Here is a 20,643-nt window from a genome sequence, read left to right as displayed (position 1 = left end):
TGGATGACCTGCGTCATCCATGCGTGGCACCGGGTAACCGGGAATAAAAGCGGTTCAATACAAAAAACAAGGAACCCAACAATGAGTCAGACACTGCTATCCATCCTGGCCTTCGTGCCACTGGTGCTGGCGGGCGTATTGCTGATTGGCTTTCGCTGGCCAGCCAAATACGCAATGCCGCTGGTATTCGTCCTCACTGCATTGATCGGCCTGCTGGCCTGGGACATGACGCTCAATCGCGTCATTGCCTCGACCCTGCAAGGCCTGATTCTCACCGCCGCGATCCTCTGGATCATCTTCGGCGCGATCCTGTTGCTCAACACCCTCAAGCATTCCGGTGGTATCGCCGCGATTCGCCGAGGGTTCTCCAATATCAGCCCGGATCGTCGCGTCCAGGCGCTGATCGTGGCCTGGCTGTTCGGCTGCTTCATCGAGGGCGCCTCGGGCTTCGGTACGCCGGCCGCAGTGGCCGCGCCACTGATGGTTGCACTGGGCTTCCCGGCGCTGGCCGCGGTCGTGATGGGCATGATGGTGCAGTCCACGCCGGTTTCCTTCGGCGCGGTGGGTACACCGATCCTGGTAGGCGTAGGCGCAGGTCTGGACAAGACCGGCATCAGCGAGCAACTGGCGGTCGTCGGTAGCAACTGGGAGGTGTTCTTCCACCTGATCTTCTCGCGCGTCGCGATCATCCACGCGATCTGCGGGATTCTGATGCCGCTGATCATGCTGTGCATCCTGACCCGCTACTTCGGGCGCAACAAGTCCTGGTCCGAAGGCCTGGCGATGGCGCCGTTCGCGGTCTTCACCGGCCTGGCGTTCGTCATCCCCTACGCTGCCGCCGGTGTCTTCCTCGGCCCTGAATTCCCCTCGATGATCGGCGCCCTGGTAGGCCTGGCCATCGTGGTGCCTGCAGCCAAGGCGGGCTTCCTGCTGCCCAAGGACACCTGGGATTTCGCGCCGGCCAGCGAATGGCCTGCCGACTGGATGGGCAAGATCGAGATGAAGATCGAGGACGTGGCCGGCAAGACGCCGATCTCCGTTCCGATGGCCTGGGCGCCTTACCTGCTGTTGGCTGCGTTCCTGGTGATCTCGCGCGTCTTCCCTGATGTCAAGGGTGCCCTGATGGCCGTCAGCTTCGGCTGGAAGGACATCCTCGGCGAGACTGGCGTGTCCGGCACCCTGGAACCGCTGTTCCTGCCGGGCGGCATTCTCTGCATGGTGGTGCTGGTCACCTTCTTCCTGCACCGGATGAAGGCCAGCGAGCTGGGCGCGGCCCTCTCCGAGTCGAGCAAGACCCTGCTCGGTGCCGGCTTCGTGCTGATCTTCACCATTCCGATGGTGCGCATCCTGATCAACTCCGGCGTCAATGGCTCGGATCTGGTCTCGATGCCGGTGGCCATGGCACAGCTGGTGGCCAACAGCGTGGGCGACATCTATCCGTTCTTCGCTCCGGCCGTCGGTGCGCTGGGTGCCTTCATCGCCGGTTCCAACACCGTTTCCAACCTGATGCTCTCGCAGTTCCAGTTCAACACCGCAGGCCTGCTGGGCCTGTCCGGCGCGTTGATGGTGGCGCTGCAGTCGGTGGGCGCGGCGGCGGGCAACATGATTGCCATCCATAACGTGGTCGCGGCGTCGGCGACCGTGGGCCTGCTGGGACGCGAAGGGATCACCCTGCGCAAGACCATGCTGCCGACCCTGTACTATCTCATCCTGGCTGGCAGCATCGGCCTGATCGGGTTCTACGTGATGGGTATCAGCGATCCGCTGGCAGGCATCGCCGGCTAAGCGACAGTGCTGACTGCAACGGGCGGCCTAGGCCGCCCGTTGTGTTTGTATTTGGCGCCACGCAGCGTTCTGGTATAGCGTTCAGCGCAATCGGCAATGATCAAGGACATCCCCGATGAAGAAGTGGCAATGCGTGGTGTGTGGCTTCATCTACGACGAAGCCTTGGGGCTGCCGCAGGAGGGCCTTGCGCCCGGCACCTCCTGGGAAGACGTACCCGAAGACTGGCTGTGCCCCGATTGCGGCGTGGGCAAGGTGGATTTTGAAATGATCGCGATCGACTGACAGACCGCTGAAAAACTACCTGCGTTGGCAATACTGCGTTAAAAACAGGCTCGGACTGCTCATTTAGACCACTAAACTCCGCGTCCTCGCCTGTTTTTGCCTTGTCTTGCCTGCCTCGCCTACGTTTTTCAACGGACTGTTAAAGGATGTAACTGTATGACAGCACCCCTGGTAATCATCGGCACTGGTCTGGCGGGCTACAACCTGGCGCGGGAATTTCGCAAGCACGACAGCGAAACACCGCTGCTGCTGGTCACCGCCGACGACGGTCGCTCCTATTCCAAGCCGATGCTTTCCACCGGCTTTGCCATGAACAAGGATGCCGACTCGCTCGGCATGCTGGATGCCGGGCAGATGGCCATCCAGCTCAACGCCGAGATCCGCACCCATACCCGAATCACCCGGCTCGATCCCGCCAATCGCCGTGTATGGGTCGGTAACGAGTCGGTGTCCTATCGGGATCTGGTGCTTGCCTGGGGCGCACAGCCCATTCATGTGCCGCTGGCGGGGGATGCGGCGGACAGGGTCTTTGCAATCAACGATCTGCTCGATTATGGCCGTTTCCGCGAGGCGGCGAAGGGCAGGCGCCGCGTACTGATCCTGGGCGCCGGGCTGATCGGCTGCGAACTGGCCAATGATCTGCTGCAGGGGAGCTACGAAGTCGATCTGGTGGCGCCGGGCGAGCAGGTCATGCCCGCGCTGTTGCCAGCGAAGGTGGCGGCTGCCGTGCAGGGCGGCCTGGAGTCGCTGGGTGCGCGCTTTCATTTCGGCGCGGTGGTCGAGGGGCTCGAACACAAGGCTGATGGCCTGCAGGCGCAATTGTCCGATGGGCAGCCTCTGCCATGCGATCTGCTGATCAGCGCTGTCGGCCTGCGACCGCGCACCGAGCTGGCCGCCGCCGCCGGCCTTGAAACCGGGCGTGGCATCGTGGTGGATCGTTTTCTGCAAACCTCCGCCAGACATGTTTATGCGCTGGGTGACTGTGCCGAAGTCGGCGGACTCAACCTGCTCTATGTCATGCCGCTGATGAGCGGCGTGCGGGCGCTGGCACGGACCCTTGCCGGAACCGCCACGTCTGTCAGTTACGGGCCGATGCCGATTACCGTGAAGACGCCGGTGTGCCCGCTGGTGGTGTCGCCGCCAGCGCCGGGCAGTGAGGGGGGCTGGACCATCGAGGGCGAAGGTAGCGATATCACGGCGCTATTCAAGACGCCCGATGGACGCCTGCTGGGCTATGCGCTGACCGGCGCCGCCGTGCAGCAGCGCCTGGCCTTGAACAGGCAATTGCCTCCTGTGCTGGCGGAGCTGCCCCAGGTTCTGTCCTTAACGCCTTCCGATTGAGGCCGGCATAGCACTTAAGGGTACTGGCGCCTCTGCTAGCAGCGTGCCATTCTCCCTGGGCGTGCGGCGCTCTAGAGCTGTCGCGGCGCCTTGAACGCTGTTCACAGAACGGCACACACAACAACAAGAAAGCATCAGAGGCTACTCATGCGCAAACCGGAACTCGCGGCGGCCATCGCCGACAAGGCCGATCTCACCAAGGATCAGGCCAATCGTGTACTCAATGCCGTTCTGGATGAAATCACCAACGCGCTGAACCGCAAGGACAGCGTCACCCTGGTCGGTTTCGGAACATTCCTGCAACGCCACCGTGGCGCACGTACCGGCAAGAACCCCCAGACGGGAGAGCCGGTGACCATCAAGGCCAGCAATACCGTGGCATTCAAACCCGGAAAAATGCTGAAGGACGCGATCAACTGATCAGCGCTACCCGGAGCCGCCCGGCTCCGGGTCAATCCGACCTGCCAGTCGGGCACAGACCGCTCCGTTTCCGCCGCGCAAAGCCCTTTTCCCGTTTCGGCAAGCCGCTACAATGCGGAAATTTTTGAATAGCTGTCGGGAAATATCATGAAATTCCGCTTTCTTCTGTGGATGCTGGGCCGCCTGATGGGCAAGGCCAGCCGCACCAACCCCGAGTTCCAGCAGCAACTGGGCGACAAGGACCTGACCTTCCAGCTGCACACCCTGGATAGCAAGGTGGCGCGGCACTTCATCGTCAAGGACCAGCGCATCACCAGCAAAAGCGGACCGGCGAGCGAACCCGCATTTGCGTTGGGTTTCCGGGATGCCGCTTACGGCTTCGAGACCATGACGGCGAAGAACAAGCAGCTGGCCTTTATGCAGGGCATTCAGGACAAGAATATCCAGATCCAGGGCAATCCGGCGCTGGTGATGTGGTTCCAAGGGCTGACCAGGTATCTGAAGCCGAAGAAGGCAAAGAAGGCCTGAGCGGCTCAAATTCCCGTAGGTCGGGTCACGCTTCACCGACCCGACGAGCGAGCGTTCAGGCACGAAGAAGACCGACGCCTCGCTCGTCGGGTTACGCCTTCGGAAACCCGGATTACGCCTTCGGCTATCCAGGCTACGGTCTATGTCCCCGTGATGCATTGCGAGTGTCTTGGCGGGCCTAATGGCTGGTCGCGGATGCGTAGGATGGAATCGCCGCAGGCGCTTCCGTCATGGGTTTTGCACGATAATTTGGCGGTGTGACGACGGATTATGCAGGCCCGTACGTTGCCCTTCCCGCCATACCTGCGCTTCTTCCTTCAACCAATCCCGAAACACCACCAATCCCGCCGCTTCCACCTTGCGCTCGGGAATCATCAGGTAATACCCGCGCGTCTCGCTGCGATAGGCCTGCGGATGCGCCAGCACCAACCGCCCTTCAACCAGTTCCCTCTGGATCAGGAACGGCGGAATCAACGCCACGCCCATGCCATGCTCCGCCGCTTGCGCCAGCATGGAAAACAGCTCCAGCCGCGGCCCGGTCATGTCACGCGCGATCTTCATCCCCAGCGCATCGAACCACTGCCGCCAGGCGTAGGGGCGGGTACTCTGCTGCAACAGCGGCATCCCTGCCACGGCCTCGGCATCCAGCGGCTCGCCATCGGGCAGCAATGCGGGGCTGCAGACCGGCTGCAGATCTTCGGGCATCAGAAAGTGCGCCTCGGTGCCCGACCATTCCCCATCGCCGAAATAAATGGCGGCATCGAAATCGGTATCGGCGAACAGGAATGGCCGCGTGCGGTTGGTCAGGTTGAGGCTGATCTGCGGATGCAGCGCCTGGAAATGCTTCAGCCGAGGAACCAGCCACTGTGTGCCGAACGTGGGTACCACCGCCAGTTCCAGGCTCATCGCGCCCTGCTGGCCCATCACCGAGAGGGTGTCGCGCTCCACCGCATCCAGTTGCGCGGCGATGCGCCGGGCGTAGGACTGGCCGGCTTCGGTCAGTTGCACGCCACGCCGCGAGCGGCGAAACAGCGCCAGACCGAGAAACTCCTCCAGCCCGCCGATCTGCCGGCAAACGGCGCTCTGGGTCAGGGCCAGCTCCTCGGCGGCGCGGGTGAAGCTCTGGTGCCGTGCCGCCGCCTCGAAGGCGATCAGGGCCGCAGTGCTGGGAATCTTGCGGCGCATGCGAAAACCTCATGATTAAGGGCTGTTTTATGGCCTCAAGCTTAATGGGTAGTGCGTAATGCGCATAGATGAATGCGAAATCATCGTTTGTCGAGTGGGACTGTCGGGCCTAGCATCACTGCATTCATTCTGCATCGCACATTCAGAGGATTCGCCCATGGCTGGCAAGGCAAGCTTCAACTGGATCGACCCGCTGCTGCTCGACCAGCAACTGACCGAGGAAGAGCGCATGGTGCGTGACAGCGCTGCGCAGTTTGCCGCCGGCAAGCTGGCGCCGCGGGTGCTGGAGGCCTTCCGCCACGAGCGCACCGATCCGGCGATCTTCCGCGAGATGGGCGAGACCGGCCTGCTCGGCGCGACCATTCCCGAAGCCTATGGCGGCAGCGGTCTGAACTACGTGTGCTACGGCCTGATCGCCCGCGAAGTGGAGCGCATCGATTCGGGCTATCGCTCGATGATGAGCGTGCAATCCTCGCTGGTGATGGTGCCGATCAACGAGTTCGGCAACGAGGCGACCAAGCAGAAGTACCTGCCCGGACTGGCCAGCGGCGAGTTCATCGGTTGTTTCGGCCTGACCGAGCCCAATCATGGCTCCGATCCGGGCTCGATGGTCACCCGTGCGAAGAAGGTGGACGGTGGCTATCGGCTTTCCGGCAGCAAGATGTGGATCACCAACAGCCCCATCGCCGACGTCTTCGTGGTCTGGGCCAAGGATGACGAGGGCGCCATTCGTGGCTTTGTGCTGGAAAAAGGCTGGGAGGGCCTGAGTGCACCGGCGATAAACGGCAAGGTCGGCCTGCGTGCTTCCATCACCGGTGAGATCGTGATGGACAACGTGTTCTGTCCCGAGGAAAACGCCTTCCCGGATGTGCGCGGTCTGAAAGGGCCCTTCACCTGCCTGAACAGTGCCCGTTACGGCATCAGCTGGGGCGCGCTGGGCGCCGCCGAGTTCTGCTGGCACACCGCCCGCCAGTACGTGCTGGACCGCCAGCAGTTCGGGCGCCCCCTGGCCGCCAACCAGCTGATCCAGAAGAAGCTGGCCGACATGCAGACCGAAATCACCCTGGCCCTGCAGGGCTGCCTGCGCCTGGGCAGGATGAAGGACGAGGGCACGGCGGCGGTGGAGATCACCTCGATCATGAAGCGCAACAGCTGCGGCAAGGCGCTGGACGTGGCGCGCATGGCCCGCGACATGCTCGGCGGCAACGGCATCAGCGACGAGTTCGGCATCGCCCGGCACCTGGTCAACCTGGAAGTGGTGAATACCTATGAAGGCACCCACGATGTTCACGCGTTGATTCTCGGACGGGCGCAGACGGGGATTCAGGCGTTCTTCTAAGGGCAGCGGCAAGCCGCAAGCTACAAGCGGCAAGACAAAGCATGCCCACCCGTACACTGCTTCAGGCTGTATTTCTTGCGGCTTGAAGCTTGCAGCTTGAGGCTTCTTCCATGTCCGGTGCCCTTTCCCACATCCGCGTCCTCGACCTGTCCCGCGTGCTCGCCGGCCCCTGGTGCGGGCAGATTCTTGGCGACCTGGGCGCCGAGGTGATCAAGGTCGAGCGCCCCGGCAGCGGCGACGATACCCGCCACTGGGGCCCGCCGTTCCTCAAGGACGCGCAGGGCGAAAACACCGCCGAGGCCGCCTATTACCTGTCGGCCAACCGCAACAAGCAGTCGCTGACGGTGGATTTCACCCGTCCCGAGGGCCAGCGCATCATTCGCGAGCTGGTGGCGCAGAGCGACATGCTGCTGGAGAACTTCAAGGTCGGTGGGCTGGCGGCCTACGGGCTGGACTACGCGAGCCTGAAGACGATCAACCCGCGGCTGATCTACTGCTCCATCACCGGCTTCGGCCAGGACGGACCCTATGCCACACGCGCTGGCTACGATTTCATGATCCAGGGCCTCGGCGGGTTGATGAGCCTGACCGGGCGCGCCGAAGGTGAGGAAGGCGCAGGGCCGCTGAAGGTCGGCGTGGCGCTCACCGACATCCTCACCGGGCTCTACGCCACGGTCGGCGTGCTGGCGGCACTGGCCCACCGCGAGCGCACGGGGGAGGGCCAGCATATCGATACGGCGCTGCTGGACGTGCAGGTCGCCTGTCTCGGCAACCAGGCGTTGAACTACCTCACCACCGGCGTCGCGCCGCGGCGTATGGGCAATGCCCATCCGAACATCGTGCCCTACCAGGACTTCCCCACTGCCGATGGCGACATCATTCTCACGGTCGGCAACGACGGGCAGTTCCGCAAGTTCTGCGAAGTCGCCGGTCATCCCGAATGGGCCGCCGACCCGCGTTTCGCCAGCAACAAGGCGCGTGTCGCTCATCGTGCCGAGCTGATTCCGCTGATTCGCCAGGCCACGGTGTTTCGCACCACCGCCGAATGGGTGTCCGCGCTGGAGCGCGCCGGCGTGCCCTGCGGGCCGATCAACGATGTGGCGCAGGTGTTCGACGACCCGCAGGTCCGTCATCGTGGCCTGAAGGTCGAGATGCCGCATCCTCAGGCTGGCAGCGTGCCCCAGGTGGCCAGCCCGCTGCGCCTGTCGGCCTCGCCGGTCAGCTACCGCAATGCGCCGCCGCTGCTGGGTGAGCACAGCGAGGCGCTGTTGCAGCGGTTGCTGGGGTTGAGTGCGCAGCGGATAGCCGCCCTGCGGCAGGCCGGGGTGATCTGAGCGGAGGCTTCCCGGCAAGCGCGCTGAACTCTCGGGCCGCCCCGGGATTCTTATGGAGGTAATTCTTTAGCGGACGAACGCATCATGCAAAGGCAGCATTCCCGATTCACCTGGCAGCTGGCGATTGTCATTCTCATGTCCTGGCTGCTGGCCGGTTGCGGCATCAACAACATTCCGCAGTACGACGAACAGGTCAAATCCGCCTGGTCCCAGGTGGAAAACCAGTACCAGCGCCGCGCCGATCTGATCCCCAACCTGGTCGAGACGGTCAAGGGCTTCGCCCGCCAGGAGCAGGAAACACTCACTGCCGTGATCGAGGCGCGGTCCAGGGCGACCTCCATCCAGGTCGATGCCAATACGCTGGACAATCCCGAACAGCTGCAGCAGTTCCAGCAGGCGCAGAACCAGCTGACCGGTGCCCTGAGCCGACTGATGATGGTCTCCGAGCGCTATCCCGAGCTGAAATCCAACCAGAACTTCCTTGCCCTGCAATCGCAACTCGAAGGCACGGAAAACCGCATCGCCGTGGCGCGACGCGACTTCATCGCGGCGGTAGAGCGCTACAACACCGAGATCCGCACCTTCCCCGGGCGCATCTGGCACACCCTGATGTACAGCGACATGCCGCTTCGCGAGAACTTCGAGGCCACCGCCGAGAACGCCGAACAGGCGCCACAAGTGCAGTTTCAATGATCGTCAGGCTGCTGCTGTTTCCGCTGTTGCTGGCCTGCGCCAGCGCTGCCTTCGCCCAGGAGGCGGAGCTGCCGGCGCTGACCGGTCGGGTGGTGGATCAGGCCGAGCTGCTGGATACCCAGACCGAAGCACGGCTGAGCAGCATGCTTGCTGCTCACGAGCAGGCCACTAACGAGCAAGTGGTGGTGGTCACGGTACCTGACCTGCAAGGCCACAGTATCGAGGAATTCGGCGTGCAGCTTGGTCGCGAATGGGGTATCGGCCAGCGCGGCGAGGACAACGGTGCGCTGCTGATCGTCGCCCGTGACGAGCGCAGGATTCGCATCGAAGTCGGCTATGGCCTGGAAGGTCGCCTGACCGATGCGCAGTCTTCGATGATCATCAACGGCATCATTGCCCCGGCCTTCCAGCAGGGCGATTTCGCCCGGGGCATCAGCGAAGGCGCGGCGGCCATGGTGCAGGTGCTCGGCGGTGATCCGCTGCAGAGCGCGGCGATGCGTCCGGCGATGCCGCTGGGCGCCGAGCAGCCGGGTGGGCTGGGCATTCTGGGTTTCTTCCTGATGCTGGTGGCCATTTTCCTGATCGGCGGCGGTCGTGGTGGCCGTGGCGGTGGTCGTCGGACATTGCTGCTCGGCGCCCTGCTGGGCGGCATGGGCCGCGGCGGCGGTTTTGGCGGAGGTGGCTTCGGCGGTGGCGGTTTCGGTGGCGGAGGCGGCGGCTTCGGCGGCGGCGGCGCCTCGGGTGGCTGGTGAATTATCCATGGATTTTCAATGACTCTACTTACCCTAAGCGAGCAGCAGCAGGTGGCCGAGGCCATCGAACGGATCGAACGCGACACCGATGCCGAACTGGTGACGGTGCTGGCCGAACAGGCTGACGACTATCACTACATTCCGCTGCTATGGGCCGGGCTGATCGCGCTGGTGGTGCCGGGCGGTCTGCTGTTCTTCACGGCTGCGATGAGCGCCTGGCAGCTGCTGCTGGTGCAGTGGGCGACCTTTATCGTGCTGGCGCTGGTGTTTCGCCTTCCCGGCCTGACCACGCGCCTGATCCCGCGTCAGGTCCGCCACTGGCGCGCGTGCAATCTTGCCCGGCGGCAGTTCGTCGAGTGCAACCTGCACCACACCGAGGGCGACACCGGCATCCTGATCTTCGTCTCGGTCGCCGAGCGCTATGTCGAGATTCTGGTGGATCGCGGCATCGCCAGCCGCATCGACAACAGCGCCTGGGAATCCATCATCGAAACCTTTACCGGGCAGGTGCGCCAGGGCCAGGTGCTGGAAGGCTTCCTGATCTGCATCGAGGCCTGTGGTGCGCTGCTCAAGGAGCATGTGCCGTCGACCCATGAGCGCAACGAGTTGCCGAACCGCTTGGTGGTGATTGACTAGAAGAAGCCAGCTGCCCGGGATGTAGGGCCGAACTCATTCGGCCATTGGTCAGGATCGAGGCCGAACAGGTTCGGCCCTGCGCACGGTGCGGCAAAGCCAGCGCGAGGACGCTGGCCTTGGCCCCGTCAAACCATCCCCGGACCGTCGTCCCCGGGTTGTTCCACGGGTGCCAGTTCAAGGTACTGGGTGTCTCCCAGGGCGCTGGCGGCGACACGGTCGATGCTGCTCATGGCGTGGCCGATGATGGAACTGACGCTGGCCTCGTGATGATGCTCGGGCAGGCGCTCGATGGCGGCCAGCACCTCTTCGCCGGGCACGGTTTCCTCGGCCAGCAGGCGTTCGGTGATCGCGTCCAGTGCCGGTTTCATGCGCTGCAGCAGCGCCTGGCATTCGCGGTCCAGCTGTTTCAACAGCTCGTCGGCGGCACGAATGGACTCGCCCGAGTCGAACTCGATGTGGGCGTCGCGCACCGCCTGCAGGCTCAGCAGCGAGCCGTTCGGCCCCATGCCCAGCGCACCGACCATCGACAGCGCGATCTTCGAGGCTTCCTGCAGGTCCTGCCCGGCGCCGGACGAGGCTTCGCGGAAATACAGCAGCTCGGCGCCGCGCCCGGCCAGCAGCATCTGGATCCGGTTGCGCAGTTCGGAGGTCATGTGCAGGCGCTTGTCCTCCACCGGCGTGACCAGGGTGACGCCCAGCGCCTGGCCGCGCGGCAGGATGGTGACCTTCTCCACCCGGCCCACCTTGAGCGCGGCGGCGACCAGCGCGTGGCCGGCCTCGTGCACGGCGATGCGCTTGCGGTCAGTGGGCGACAGCGGGGTGACACCGCTAGGCTGCTCGCCGATGCGGCAGGTTTCGATGGCCTCGACGAAGCGGAGCATGTCGACCTGGCTGTCGCCGGCGCGTGCCGCCAGCAACGCGGCGTGATTGACGATATGGGCGATAGCGGCGGGCGTCAGCCCCACGGTATTGCGCGCCAGCTGCGCATAATCCAGTTCGTCGCCAGTGCGAACCTTGCCGGCATAGAGGCGGAACAGCGCCTCGCGGTCGTCCAGGCCCGGCAGGCCGACGGCGATGGAGCGGTCGAAGCGGCCTTCGCGCACCAGTGCCGGGTCGAGGGAATTGGGAAAGTTGGTCGCGCCCAGCACCAGCACGCCGGCGGCGGCGTCGAAGCCGTCCATTTCAGCGAGAAACTGGTTGATGATCCGGTTGCTTTCGGCGTCGCTGGAGCGCTGCTGCTCGGCGCGCTTGCCGATGCCGTCGATCTCGTCGATGAAAATGATGCACGGCGCCTGCTTGCGCGCGGTGCGGAACAGCGCCTTGACCTTCTGGATGCCGACGCCGAAGTACATCGAGGAAAAATCGCTGCCGGTGACCTGAATGAAGCTGGCGTTGGATTCGCTGGCCAGCGCTTTGGCCAGCTGGGTCTTGCCGGTGCCGGGCTCGCCGGTCAGCAGCACGCCCTTGGGTGGTCGCGCACCCAGCGCGGCATAGGCGGCGGGATCGCGCAGATAGGCAGTGACGTCACTGAGCGCCTGCTTGGCCTCGCGCGCGCCGATGACGTCGGCAAAGCCGATGCCGCTGCCCTTGCGCTGTACAGTGAACGACTGACTTTTCATGACCAGATACAGCAGTACCCCGATCAGGGCCAGGATAAAGGGTGTGTAGGGCAACACCGCCTTGTACCAGGGTGCTTCGCCGTCGGTCTCGAACAGCATCAGCGGGAAGGGCTCGGCAGCCGCTGCGTACTGCTCCAGCAGCAGCCGCGCCACATGGCCGGACTGGTCGGGCACCCAGTAGCGCAGACCATCCTGGCGGTTGATGTAGACGGCATCCTTGCTCAGCGCGGCGCTGGCGATGGCCTGGCCGCGCAGGTCGCCCAGCAGGGTCGAGAGATCGCGACGGTTGTCCAGCCAGGGCTCCTTGGAGGCGTCCAGCTCCTGCAGCATGCTGGCGCTGGCATCGGCAGGCGTGGAAGCGGCAGGCCCCTCGGCTTTGAATTGCCAGTAGCCCAGCGTGGCGGCGAGCAGAAGCGCCAACGCGATGGAGAGCAACAGGCTGCGGCGGCCTTGCAACAAGCGGGGTTTCTTCATTTCAGATCCAGGCGGGGCGAGCCCGAGGCGTCATAAAACAACCGCCCTTGCGGACGGACCACAGTTTTCGGGCGAGTAGCCCGCAAGGCACCAAGGCAGGCGCTACGGCGCGGCTTATGCAATGTGAATTCTGATGCCGACCGCTGGTCGGATAGGAGGAACCGACCGCGAACGAGGATACGGCAAGCGACTGCGAGTGAGTCGGCAAGCGACGAATGGCGAGTCTTTTTAGACGAACGTCACCTCCGCGAAGCGAACTTGTCATGATTCTGGTCCTTTAGCGGAACCCAGTGAAGCGGGATGCAGGTTCCCACTGTTTTCTATGTCGGAGTTAATGGATGTTCCGTATGCGTTTCCCGCTTCATCTGGTGGCAGGGATCTGCCTGTGGGCGAGCGCCACTGTGGCACAGGCGCTACCTGCTTCGGCTGGATACGTTGCCAGCGTTGCCGGTGAGGCCTTCCTCTCCCACCGGGGCAAGTTCATCGAGGTGGTTCTCGGACAGGCAATCATCGAGGGTATGACGCTGCATACCGGCGAAAAGGGCGGCCTGGCGGTGATTCTCGATGACGGAACGGTCATGTCGTTCGGGCCGAACAGCGAACTTGAGCTTGAACGCTACCGCTTCGTGCCGGCCAGTGAAGCCTTTCGCCTGGCGGTACGCTTCAAGCGGGGCACGCTGAGCCTGGTGACCGGCGCGATTTCCCGGCTCGACCCCGAGGCGCTCAGCCTGGAAACTCCGCAGGGGCGTGTGCGGGTGCATGCAGGGCATGTGCTGGTGAAAGTGGTGGAGTGAGCATATGACAAGGACCGTCGCGCTGTTGCTGCTGGCTGTGCTGTTGTCGGGCTGTGCCGCACAATCGTATGTGGCGTTACAGGAGCATCCCGCCGGGAGCGCCGTGACCGTGGTCAAGGGAACCCAGAGCCTAACGCTGGAGCAGGCCCGGCTGGGAGTGCCTCTTGCCGCTGGCGCGCGGCCCTTCGCGCTCGGTGCTTTACGACTGCAGCGGGACTTCGCTGGCGCGCTGGCTGTGCAGCCGGCGCCGCCTGAGCGGTTTGTAGTCTACCTGCAAGCCGATGGCCTGCCGGGCATGCTGTCCGAGCAGGTGCTGGACCATGTGCTGCATGCGGCGCGCCAGCGCGAGCATCCGTTGGTGGTCGTGACCGGTCATACCGACAGCCTGGGCCGCAAGGACGTCAATCTGCAGCTTGGCCTGCAGCGCGCGCAAGCCCTGGCCGAACGGCTCAGGGCGCGAGGGTTGCAGGCGAGAATGCAGATCGAATCCCTGGGCGAGCTCGATCTGCTGGTCAGGACGGCGGACGCCACGCCCGAGGAGCGTAATCGCCGGGTGGTGATAGAGGTTCGCTGATGGCGGCGGGGCCAACTGGCGGTCAGTCGAGCACCATGATCGCGTCCATTTCCACCTGCGCGCCCTTGGGCAATGCGCTGATGCCGATAGCGGCACGGGCCGGGTAGGGCTGCTGGAAGTAGCGGCTCATCACTTCGTTGACGGTGGCGAAGTTGGCCAGATCGGTAAGGAAGATGTTCAGCTTGACGATGTCCTTGAACGAGCCGCCAGCCGCTTCGGCCACCGCCTTGAGGTTCTCGAAGACCTGCACGGTCTGCGCCTCGAAGCCCTCGACCAGCTCCATGCTCCTGGGGTCCAGCGGAATCTGCCCGGACATGTAGACGGTGTTGCCGGCCTTGATGGCCTGGGAGTAGGTACCGATGGCGGCGGGGGCGTTGTCGGTGGAAATGACGGTCTTGCTCATTCTGCATTCCTCGGGATTGACTGGGGGCACGAAGGATAAAACAGCCCGTGGGGGAAAAGACGATAAAAGCGCTGGAGGCTGAACGAAAGAGTGCTCAGCAGCCGCATGCCCGTCCAGCGTTCAGCCTCCAGCGCTCTTCTCGGTTGTCAGTCAGGCCTTGACCCGGGTAATCCGTATCACACCCTGGATGGTACGCAGTTTCTTGATGACGCGGGCCAGGTGCACGCGGTCATGCACACTGACCACCAGTTGGACCACACTGATGCGACCGTCGCGCTCGTCCATGCCGATCTTCTCGATATTGCCGTCAGCGGCATTGACGCTGCCGGCCAGCAGAGCGATCAGGCCGCGCTGGTGTTCCAGTTCGACGCGCAACTCGACGTTGAATTCGCCCGTGACATCCTTTGACCAGGACAGCTGGATGCACTTGTCCGGGTTGTGTCGCACTTCGCTGATATTGCGGCAGGTATCCATGTGCACGACCATGCCCTTGCCGGCGGACAGATGACCGACGATGGGATCGCCCGGTATCGGCGTGCAGCACTTGGCGTAGTTGAGCACCAGGCCCTCGGTGCCACGGATCGCCAGCGGCCCTTCGTCGCTCGGCAGCTCTTCGTTGTCGCTGGCCAGCAGGCGGCGGGCGATGACATAGGCCATGCGGTTGCCCAGGCCGATGTCTTCGAGCAGGTCCTCGATGACTTCCATCTGGTATTCGCCCAGCACCACCCTGATGCGCTCGGGCGAGATCGCCTCCAGGCTGGATTCGAAGCCGGTGAGCGCCTTGTTCAGCAGGCGCTCGCCCAGATTGATCGACTCCGAGCGGCGCTGCAGCTTGAGCGCATGGCGGATATGCGTGCGCGCCTTGCCGGTGACGACGAAGTTCAGCCAGGCAGGATTGGGACGCGCGCCGGGGGCGGTGACGATTTCCACCGTCGAGCCGCTTTCCAGCGCCTGCGACAGCGGCGCCAGGCGCCGGTTGACCCGGCAGGCGATGCAGGTATTGCCGACGTCGGTATGCACCGCGTAGGCGAAGTCCACCGCCGTGGAACCCTTGGGCAGCTCCATGATGCGGCCCTTGGGCGTGAAGACGTAGACCTCGTCGGGGAACAGGTCGATCTTGACGCTTTCGATGAATTCCAGCGAGTTGCCGGCGCGTTGCTGCATTTCCAGCACGCCCTTGACCCACTGCCGGGCGCGGGCGTGGGTGCCCTTGGGCGAGTCGTCGTCACTGGACTTGTACAGCCAGTGGGCGGCGATGCCGTTGTTGGCCATCTCTTCCATCTCGCGGGTGCGGATCTGGATCTCGATGGGCACGCCGTGCATGCCGAACAGCGTGGTGTGCAGCGACTGGTAGCCGTTGGCCTTGGGAATCGCGATGTAGTCCTTGAAGCGACCGGGCAGCGGCTTGTACAGGCTGTGCACGGCGCCCAGCACGCGGTAGCAGGTATCGACCTTGTCCACCACGATGCGGAAGGCATAGACGTCCATGATCTCGTTGAACGCCTTGCGCTTGCCGCGCATCTTCTTGTAGATGCTGAACAGATGCTTCTCGCGGCCCATCACCTCGCCTTCGAGGCCTTCGCGTTCGAGGCAGTGGATCAGCGATTGCTCGATCTTTTCGACGATCTCGTTGCGATTGCCGCGCGCCCGGCGCACGGCGGCGCGGATGCGTTCGGAGCGCATCGGGTGCATGGCCTTGAAACCCAGGTCCTCGAACTCCACGCGCATGGACTGCATGCCCAGGCGATTGGCGATGGGCGCGTAGATTTCCAGGGTTTCCTTGGCGATACGGCGGCGCTTTTCGCCCGCCAGCACTTCCAGGGTACGCATGTTGTGCAGGCGGTCGGCGAGCTTGACCAGGATCACGCGGATATCGCGCGCCATGGCCATGGCCATCTTCTGGAAGTTCTCGGCCTGGGCTTCGGCCTTGGTCTCGAAGTTCATCTGGGTCAGCTTGCTGACCCCATCGACCAGCTCGGCGACGGTTTCGCCGAACTGCGCGATCAGCGCTTCCTTGGGAATGCCGGTGTCCTCGATGACGTCGTGCAGCATGGCGGCCATCAGGCTCTGATGATCCATGTGCATGTCGGCGAGGATGTTGGCTACCGCCAGGGGATGGGTGACGTAGGCTTCACCGCTACGCCGGCGCTGGCCATCGTGGGCCTGCTCGGCATAGAAATAGGCACGGCGGACCAGGTTGACCTGGTCGGGGCCGAGGTAGGACGACAGGCGGTCGGCAAGCGTATCTATGGCTGGCAAGTCTCTGCTCCTTGCCGGCAGGCTGCTGTGTCTGCGGTTCGACTTCGGCCAGGCATCGATCAGATGGCCTCGTTGGGCTCTTCCTCGTACTGGGCGAAGAGCGGCTCGTCGTCGACGATTTCGTCCTGGGCGATGACGTCATAGTCCACCAGGCCGGAGGCGATTTCGCGCAGGGCGACCACGGTGGGCTTGTCGTTTTCCCAGGCTACCTTGGGCTCCTTGCCGCCGGTGGCCAGCTGGCGCGAACGCTTGGTGGCGAGCATGACCAGCTCGAAGCGGTTATCTACGTTGTCCAGGCAGTCTTCAACGGTAACGCGGGCCATGGTGTTCCTCATCAGATTCGGTAAAGCGTGCCCAAATGGGCGAGCGGACGGGATAGTTTAAAAAATCACCAGCGGTTAGGGAAGCTATAAAAGCAGCCTTCAGATCAGCAACTGCTCCAGCAACCCCTCGAAGCGCTGCTGCTGGGTCGGTTGGAGCAGCCGATTGGCGCGGAAGATGGCTTGCAGGTCGCCCAGGGCATGGGTGAAGTCGTCGTTGATCACCAGGTAGTCGTATTCGACGTAATGGGTCATTTCACTGACCGCTTCGCGCATGCGTGTGTCGATCACCTCTTCGCTGTCCTGGCCGCGATGGGTCAGGCGCTGGCGCAGGGCCTGCGCACTTGGCGGCAGGATGAAGATGGACCTGGCCTGGGGCATCAGCCGGCGCACCTGCTGGGCGCCTTGCCAGTCGATTTCGAGGATCAGGTCGTAACCTTCTTCGAGGGTCTGTTCGAGCCAGCGCTGGGAGGTGCCGTAGAGGTTGCCGAAGACTTCGGCGTGCTCCAGGAACTCGTTGTGTTCCAGGCGCTGGAGAAATTCCTCGCGACTGACGAAGTGGTAGTTGACGCCGTCCACCTCGCCGGGGCGGATGCCGCGGGTGGTGTGGGAAACGGAAACCCGAACCTGCGGCTGCGCATCGAGCAGGGCCTTGACCAGGCTGGTCTTGCCGGCCCCGGAAGGCGCGGAAACGATATAGAGCGTACCGGTGGAGGCGGACATGGCGTTCTCTGCAAGCGGTGGCTGATGGGGCGCCTGAGCGAATCAGGCGGTTCAGGGCAAGGCCCGGTGTTATTCGATGTTCTGCACCTGTTCGCGCATCTGTTCGATCAGGACCTTGAGATTGACCGCCGCCTGGGTGCTGCGCGGATCGAAGGCCTTGGAGCCGAGGGTATTGGCTTCGCGATTGAGTTCCTGCATGAGGAAGTCCAGCCGCCGGCCCGCGGCGCCACCGGACTTGAGCACCCGACGCACTTCGCCGACATGGGTGGCCAGCCGGTCGAGTTCCTCGGCGACGTCGCTTTTCTGCGCCAGCAGGACCATTTCCTGTTCGAGGCGTTGCGGGTCCAGTTCGGCGCGCATCTCGGCGCAGCGGTCGAGCAGTTTCTGCCGTTGCAGGGCGAGCATCTGCGGCACCTGCTCGCGCAGCGTGGCGGTCTCCTGGGTGATCGCGTCGAGGCGCTCGTCGATCAGCCGGGCCAGCTCTTCGCCTTCGCGCTGACGGCCTTTCCTGAGCTCGGCAAGGGCTTCGTGGAACAGCGCCAGGGCCGCACTGTTGAGCGCCTGCGGATCGCTGGCATCGCCCACCAGCACACCCGGCCAGCCCAGCACTTCCAGCGGATTGAGCGGGGCGGGCTGCCTGATCAGTGCCGCCACGCTCTCGGCGGCGGCGATCAACTGGCTGGCGCGCTGGCTGTCGACCTGCATCGAGCGACCGCTGCTGTCTTCGCTGAAACGCAGGGTGCATTCGACCTTGCCGCGTGACAGGCCCTTGCGCAGCGCTTCGCGTACCGCACCTTCGAGGTCGCGGAAGGCTTCCGGCAGGCGCAGGTGCGGTTCCAGATAGCGATGGTTGACCGAGCGGATTTCCCAGCTGAGGGTGCCGTGGTCGCCGGCCTGCTCGGCACGGGCAAAGGCCGTCATGCTGTGAACCATGGATACCTCGTGGAAGTCTGCTCGAAGGGTGGGCGATTGTAGCGGAAAAACCGATAACGGCGCTGGAGGCTGAAGGCTGGACGAAAAGCGGCTTGGCTTTGGTCATTTCTCGTCCAGCTTTCCGGCCTTCGGCGCTTTTGATCGAGTCCTGCCTCTATAATGCCGTCACTCGAATCCATAGAAACAGGAAATGTCCATGAAGCGTCCCAGTGGCCGCGCCGCCGACCAGCTGCGTTCGATCCGTATCACCCGCAACTACACCATGCATGCCGAAGGCTCGGTGCTGGTGGAGTTCGGTGAGACCAGGGTGATCTGCACCGCCAGTATCGAAACCGGTGTACCGCGCTTCCTCAAGGGCCAGGGCCAGGGTTGGCTGACCGCCGAATACGGCATGCTGCCGCGCGCCACCGGTTCGCGGAACCAGCGTGAGGCCAGTCGGGGCAAGCAGGGGGGGCGGACCCTGGAGATCCAGCGTCTGATCGGTCGTTCGCTGCGCGCCGCGCTGGACATGAGCAAGCTGGGCGAGAACACCATCTACATCGACTGCGACGTGATCCAGGCCGATGGCGGCACCCGTACCGCCTCCATCACTGGCGCCATGGTGGCGCTGGTGGACGCGCTGGCTGCATTGAAGAAGCGTGGCGCACTGAAGGGCGGCAATCCGCTCAAGCAGATGGTCGCAGCCGTTTCCGTGGGCATGTATCAGGGCGAAGCCGTGCTGGATCTGGACTATCTGGAAGATTCCGCCGCCGAAACCGACCTGAACGTGGTGATGACCGACGCCGGCGGCTTCATCGAAGTGCAGGGCACCGCCGAAGGCGCGCCGTTCCAACCTGAAGAGCTAAATGCCATGCTGGCGCTGGCGCAAGCCGGTATGCAGGAGCTGTTCGCCCTGCAGCAGGCCGCGCTGGCCGACTGAAACGGAGACGACCATGACTGATCAGCTGCCGATTCCACAGCCTTCGCCGCAGGCTCGACGCTGGGCGATGCTTTGCCATTACTCGGCGTTCTGCTGGTTCCTGGTGCCGATGATCGGCAACGTGCTGGGGCCGCTGATTATCTGGCAGTTGAAGAAGGACATGGACCCCTTCGTCGATGCGCAGGGCAAGGAGGCGCTCAACTTCCAGCTCACCTTCAGCATCCTGCTGATGATCTGTGGCGTACTCGCCTGGATTCTCATCGGCTTTCCGCTGATGGTGCTGATAAGCGTGGTGGCGCTGGTGCTGGTGGTAATCGCCGGCATCCGCGCCAACGAGGGCAAGCCCTACCGTTATCCGTTCTGCTGGCGGATCGTCAAATAGCGGTGTGTCTTGGCCGGGGTCTGTTGGCGCCTTTCGCGTGTCCGGCTGAATGGCGAAGGTCGAGGGACGTAGGGTCGAACTCGTTCGACCTTGCACACCTGCAGCCGAATGAATTCGGCCCTGCGGAACAGGCTAGAGGCTCAGCGTCCAGTCGTAATCGACGATCAGCGAGGCGTGCTGGGAGAAGCGTGGCTGGCGCGGCAGACGGGCGTTGCGCACGAAGCGACGCAGGCCCGAGGTGAGGATCTGGTAGTCGAAGCGCCAGCCGAGGTTGAGCATCTGCGCCTGTTCGGTGTCGGGCCACCAGCTGTACAGGTCGCCTTCGCGACTGACTTCCCGCAGGGCATCGATATAGCCCATGTTGCCGAAAATCTCGTCGAGCCAGGCACGCTCCGGCGCCAGAAAGCCTACGTCCTGCTGGCAGTCGCGCCAGTTCTTCACGTCCAGCTTCTGGTGCGCCACATGCAGGGAGCCGCAATACAGGTATTCGCGGCGCTTGCGGCGCTGCTTGTCGAGGTAGTGGGCGAAGTCGTCCATGAACTTGAATTTCTGGTTCAGGTCCTCGTCGCCGCCACGGCCTGTGGGCAGCAGCAGGCTGGCGATGCTGACCTTGTCGAAATCGGCTTGCAGATAACGGCCATAGCGGTCAGCCGTTTCGAAGCCCAGGCCCATGATGATGGCCTTGGGCTGCAGTCGGGAATACAGCGCGACACCACCCTGCTCGGGGATTTCGGCATCGCAGGCATAGAGAAAGTAGCCGTCGAGCTGATAGGCCGGATCGTCAAGTTCTACTACGGAGGCGCGGGTATCCTGCAGGCAGATGACATCGGCATTCTGTGCTTGCAGCCAGCTGAGCAGACCCCGCTGTGCCGCCGCCTGAATGCCATTCACGTTGACGCTGATAATCCGCATAAATGGCCCCTGAAAACTCGTGTGTGTATGATAAC

Annotated in this window: 22 protein-coding genes; 14 read left to right on the top strand and 8 right to left on the bottom strand. The window is 63.6% G+C overall.

What is annotated here, in order from left to right:
• Positions 1-81 precede the first annotated feature (81 nt).
• From ACYCFC_RS16180 to ACYCFC_RS16160, 5 genes are all read left to right on the top strand, one after another.
• Positions 82-1,785: an L-lactate permease gene (locus ACYCFC_RS16180; protein ID WP_181084717.1), complete on the top strand. Its 1,704-nt coding sequence runs from the start codon at positions 82-84 to the stop codon at positions 1,783-1,785.
• Positions 1,786-1,900: 115 nt separating this feature from the next.
• The gene (locus ACYCFC_RS16175; protein WP_459652220.1) at positions 1,901-2,068 is read left to right on the top strand and encodes a rubredoxin; all 168 of its coding nucleotides are present in this window, start codon (positions 1,901-1,903) and stop codon (positions 2,066-2,068) included.
• Between the two features lie 156 nt (positions 2,069-2,224).
• Positions 2,225-3,409, top strand: a complete 1,185-nt coding sequence (locus ACYCFC_RS16170; protein WP_459652219.1) for an NAD(P)/FAD-dependent oxidoreductase — start codon at positions 2,225-2,227, stop codon at positions 3,407-3,409.
• Positions 3,410-3,556: 147 nt separating this feature from the next.
• Positions 3,557-3,829, top strand: coding sequence for an HU family DNA-binding protein (locus tag ACYCFC_RS16165; protein ID WP_158187095.1), 273 nt, complete (start codon positions 3,557-3,559; stop codon positions 3,827-3,829).
• Between the two features lie 147 nt (positions 3,830-3,976).
• Complete coding sequence (locus ACYCFC_RS16160) at positions 3,977-4,357, top strand: helicase (protein WP_459652218.1); 381 nt, start codon at positions 3,977-3,979, stop codon at positions 4,355-4,357.
• Positions 4,358-4,585: 228 nt separating this feature from the next.
• Here ACYCFC_RS16160 and ACYCFC_RS16155 read toward each other — a convergent pair whose 3' ends face one another.
• Positions 4,586-5,542 (bottom strand): LysR family transcriptional regulator, encoded by a 957-nt coding sequence (locus tag ACYCFC_RS16155; RefSeq protein ID WP_459652217.1) that lies wholly within the window; start codon positions 5,540-5,542, stop codon positions 4,586-4,588.
• Between the two features lie 157 nt (positions 5,543-5,699).
• Here ACYCFC_RS16155 and ACYCFC_RS16150 point away from each other — a divergent pair, with 157 nt between their 5' ends.
• The 5 genes from ACYCFC_RS16150 to ACYCFC_RS16130 all read left to right on the top strand — a co-directional run bounded on the left by ACYCFC_RS16150 (position 5,700) and on the right by ACYCFC_RS16130 (position 10,296).
• A complete protein-coding gene (locus ACYCFC_RS16150; protein WP_459652216.1) occupies positions 5,700-6,881 on the top strand; it encodes an acyl-CoA dehydrogenase in 1,182 nt (393 codons plus the stop codon).
• A gap of 110 nt (positions 6,882-6,991) precedes the next feature.
• Positions 6,992-8,215: a CaiB/BaiF CoA transferase family protein gene (locus tag ACYCFC_RS16145; protein WP_459652215.1), complete on the top strand. Its 1,224-nt coding sequence runs from the start codon at positions 6,992-6,994 to the stop codon at positions 8,213-8,215.
• An 84-nt stretch (positions 8,216-8,299) separates the two neighbouring features.
• Positions 8,300-8,908, top strand: coding sequence for a LemA family protein (locus ACYCFC_RS16140; RefSeq protein ID WP_181084702.1), 609 nt, complete (start codon positions 8,300-8,302; stop codon positions 8,906-8,908).
• The gene (locus ACYCFC_RS16135) at positions 8,905-9,660 is read left to right on the top strand and encodes a TPM domain-containing protein (RefSeq protein WP_181084700.1); all 756 of its coding nucleotides are present in this window, start codon (positions 8,905-8,907) and stop codon (positions 9,658-9,660) included. The genes ACYCFC_RS16140 and ACYCFC_RS16135 overlap by 4 nt, the downstream gene beginning before the upstream one ends.
• A gap of 18 nt (positions 9,661-9,678) precedes the next feature.
• Positions 9,679-10,296, top strand: a complete 618-nt coding sequence (locus ACYCFC_RS16130) for a TPM domain-containing protein (RefSeq protein ID WP_181084698.1) — start codon at positions 9,679-9,681, stop codon at positions 10,294-10,296.
• Positions 10,297-10,421: 125 nt separating this feature from the next.
• On the opposite strand, the gene ACYCFC_RS16125 is transcribed toward ACYCFC_RS16130, so the two are convergent.
• Positions 10,422-12,389: an AAA family ATPase gene (locus tag ACYCFC_RS16125; RefSeq protein ID WP_181084696.1), complete on the bottom strand. Its 1,968-nt coding sequence runs from the start codon at positions 12,387-12,389 to the stop codon at positions 10,422-10,424.
• A gap of 347 nt (positions 12,390-12,736) precedes the next feature.
• Between ACYCFC_RS16125 and ACYCFC_RS16120 the strand changes: the two genes are divergently transcribed.
• Together ACYCFC_RS16120 and ACYCFC_RS16115 are read left to right on the top strand one after the other, a co-directional pair.
• A complete protein-coding gene (locus ACYCFC_RS16120) occupies positions 12,737-13,183 on the top strand; it encodes a FecR family protein (protein ID WP_258189326.1) in 447 nt (148 codons plus the stop codon).
• Positions 13,184-13,187: 4 nt separating this feature from the next.
• Positions 13,188-13,757, top strand: coding sequence for an OmpA family protein (locus tag ACYCFC_RS16115; protein ID WP_181084692.1), 570 nt, complete (start codon positions 13,188-13,190; stop codon positions 13,755-13,757).
• Positions 13,758-13,779: 22 nt separating this feature from the next.
• Here ACYCFC_RS16115 and ACYCFC_RS16110 read toward each other — a convergent pair whose 3' ends face one another.
• The 5 genes from ACYCFC_RS16110 to ACYCFC_RS16090 form a co-directional block, all read right to left on the bottom strand.
• The gene (locus tag ACYCFC_RS16110) at positions 13,780-14,160 is read right to left on the bottom strand and encodes a RidA family protein (RefSeq protein WP_181084690.1); all 381 of its coding nucleotides are present in this window, start codon (positions 14,158-14,160) and stop codon (positions 13,780-13,782) included.
• Positions 14,161-14,310: 150 nt separating this feature from the next.
• On the bottom strand, positions 14,311-16,419 hold the full coding sequence (gene spoT, locus ACYCFC_RS16105) for a bifunctional GTP diphosphokinase/guanosine-3',5'-bis pyrophosphate 3'-pyrophosphohydrolase (protein WP_181084688.1): 2,109 nt from the start codon (positions 16,417-16,419) through the stop codon (positions 14,311-14,313).
• A 59-nt stretch (positions 16,420-16,478) separates the two neighbouring features.
• On the bottom strand, positions 16,479-16,742 hold the full coding sequence (gene rpoZ, locus ACYCFC_RS16100) for a DNA-directed RNA polymerase subunit omega (RefSeq protein WP_181084686.1): 264 nt from the start codon (positions 16,740-16,742) through the stop codon (positions 16,479-16,481).
• A gap of 99 nt (positions 16,743-16,841) precedes the next feature.
• Positions 16,842-17,462 (bottom strand): guanylate kinase, encoded by a 621-nt coding sequence (gmk, locus tag ACYCFC_RS16095; protein ID WP_181084684.1) that lies wholly within the window; start codon positions 17,460-17,462, stop codon positions 16,842-16,844.
• A gap of 69 nt (positions 17,463-17,531) precedes the next feature.
• Positions 17,532-18,395, bottom strand: coding sequence for a YicC/YloC family endoribonuclease (locus tag ACYCFC_RS16090; protein WP_181084682.1), 864 nt, complete (start codon positions 18,393-18,395; stop codon positions 17,532-17,534).
• A 196-nt stretch (positions 18,396-18,591) separates the two neighbouring features.
• Between ACYCFC_RS16090 and rph the strand changes: the two genes are divergently transcribed.
• Both rph and ACYCFC_RS16080 read left to right on the top strand, forming a co-directional pair.
• Positions 18,592-19,314 carry a ribonuclease PH gene (gene rph, locus ACYCFC_RS16085; RefSeq protein ID WP_181084680.1) on the top strand — a complete coding sequence of 241 codons (723 nt, stop codon included), beginning with the start codon at positions 18,592-18,594 and terminating at the stop codon, positions 19,312-19,314.
• 13 nt (positions 19,315-19,327) lie between these two features.
• Positions 19,328-19,696 (top strand): DUF4870 domain-containing protein, encoded by a 369-nt coding sequence (locus ACYCFC_RS16080; RefSeq protein ID WP_181084678.1) that lies wholly within the window; start codon positions 19,328-19,330, stop codon positions 19,694-19,696.
• 132 nt (positions 19,697-19,828) lie between these two features.
• On the opposite strand, the gene ACYCFC_RS16075 is transcribed toward ACYCFC_RS16080, so the two are convergent.
• The gene (locus ACYCFC_RS16075; RefSeq protein ID WP_181084676.1) at positions 19,829-20,608 is read right to left on the bottom strand and encodes an exodeoxyribonuclease III; all 780 of its coding nucleotides are present in this window, start codon (positions 20,606-20,608) and stop codon (positions 19,829-19,831) included.
• Between the last annotated feature and the right edge of the window lie 35 nt (positions 20,609-20,643).

This window comes from Stutzerimonas sp. NM35, assembly GCF_054604355.1.
This window is presented reverse-complemented; position numbering and strand designations above follow the sequence as displayed.

Coding starts and splice junctions, on each gene's coding strand:
- ACYCFC_RS16180 (WP_181084717.1), top strand. CDS start 82: ATGAGTCAGACACTGCTATCCATCCTGGCCTTCGTGCCACTGGTGCTG.
- ACYCFC_RS16175 (WP_459652220.1), top strand. CDS start 1,901: ATGAAGAAGTGGCAATGCGTGGTGTGTGGCTTCATCTACGACGAAGCC.
- ACYCFC_RS16170 (WP_459652219.1), top strand. CDS start 2,225: ATGACAGCACCCCTGGTAATCATCGGCACTGGTCTGGCGGGCTACAAC.
- ACYCFC_RS16165 (WP_158187095.1), top strand. CDS start 3,557: ATGCGCAAACCGGAACTCGCGGCGGCCATCGCCGACAAGGCCGATCTC.
- ACYCFC_RS16160 (WP_459652218.1), top strand. CDS start 3,977: ATGAAATTCCGCTTTCTTCTGTGGATGCTGGGCCGCCTGATGGGCAAG.
- ACYCFC_RS16155 (WP_459652217.1), bottom strand. CDS start 5,542: ATGCGCCGCAAGATTCCCAGCACTGCGGCCCTGATCGCCTTCGAGGCG.
- ACYCFC_RS16150 (WP_459652216.1), top strand. CDS start 5,700: ATGGCTGGCAAGGCAAGCTTCAACTGGATCGACCCGCTGCTGCTCGAC.
- ACYCFC_RS16145 (WP_459652215.1), top strand. CDS start 6,992: ATGTCCGGTGCCCTTTCCCACATCCGCGTCCTCGACCTGTCCCGCGTG.
- ACYCFC_RS16140 (WP_181084702.1), top strand. CDS start 8,300: ATGCAAAGGCAGCATTCCCGATTCACCTGGCAGCTGGCGATTGTCATT.
- ACYCFC_RS16135 (WP_181084700.1), top strand. CDS start 8,905: ATGATCGTCAGGCTGCTGCTGTTTCCGCTGTTGCTGGCCTGCGCCAGC.
- ACYCFC_RS16130 (WP_181084698.1), top strand. CDS start 9,679: ATGACTCTACTTACCCTAAGCGAGCAGCAGCAGGTGGCCGAGGCCATC.
- ACYCFC_RS16125 (WP_181084696.1), bottom strand. CDS start 12,389: ATGAAGAAACCCCGCTTGTTGCAAGGCCGCCGCAGCCTGTTGCTCTCC.
- ACYCFC_RS16120 (WP_258189326.1), top strand. CDS start 12,737: ATGCGTTTCCCGCTTCATCTGGTGGCAGGGATCTGCCTGTGGGCGAGC.
- ACYCFC_RS16115 (WP_181084692.1), top strand. CDS start 13,188: ATGACAAGGACCGTCGCGCTGTTGCTGCTGGCTGTGCTGTTGTCGGGC.
- ACYCFC_RS16110 (WP_181084690.1), bottom strand. CDS start 14,160: ATGAGCAAGACCGTCATTTCCACCGACAACGCCCCCGCCGCCATCGGT.
- rpoZ (WP_181084686.1), bottom strand. CDS start 16,742: ATGGCCCGCGTTACCGTTGAAGACTGCCTGGACAACGTAGATAACCGC.
- gmk (WP_181084684.1), bottom strand. CDS start 17,462: ATGTCCGCCTCCACCGGTACGCTCTATATCGTTTCCGCGCCTTCCGGG.
- ACYCFC_RS16090 (WP_181084682.1), bottom strand. CDS start 18,395: ATGGTTCACAGCATGACGGCCTTTGCCCGTGCCGAGCAGGCCGGCGAC.
- rph (WP_181084680.1), top strand. CDS start 18,592: ATGAAGCGTCCCAGTGGCCGCGCCGCCGACCAGCTGCGTTCGATCCGT.
- ACYCFC_RS16080 (WP_181084678.1), top strand. CDS start 19,328: ATGACTGATCAGCTGCCGATTCCACAGCCTTCGCCGCAGGCTCGACGC.
- ACYCFC_RS16075 (WP_181084676.1), bottom strand. CDS start 20,608: ATGCGGATTATCAGCGTCAACGTGAATGGCATTCAGGCGGCGGCACAG.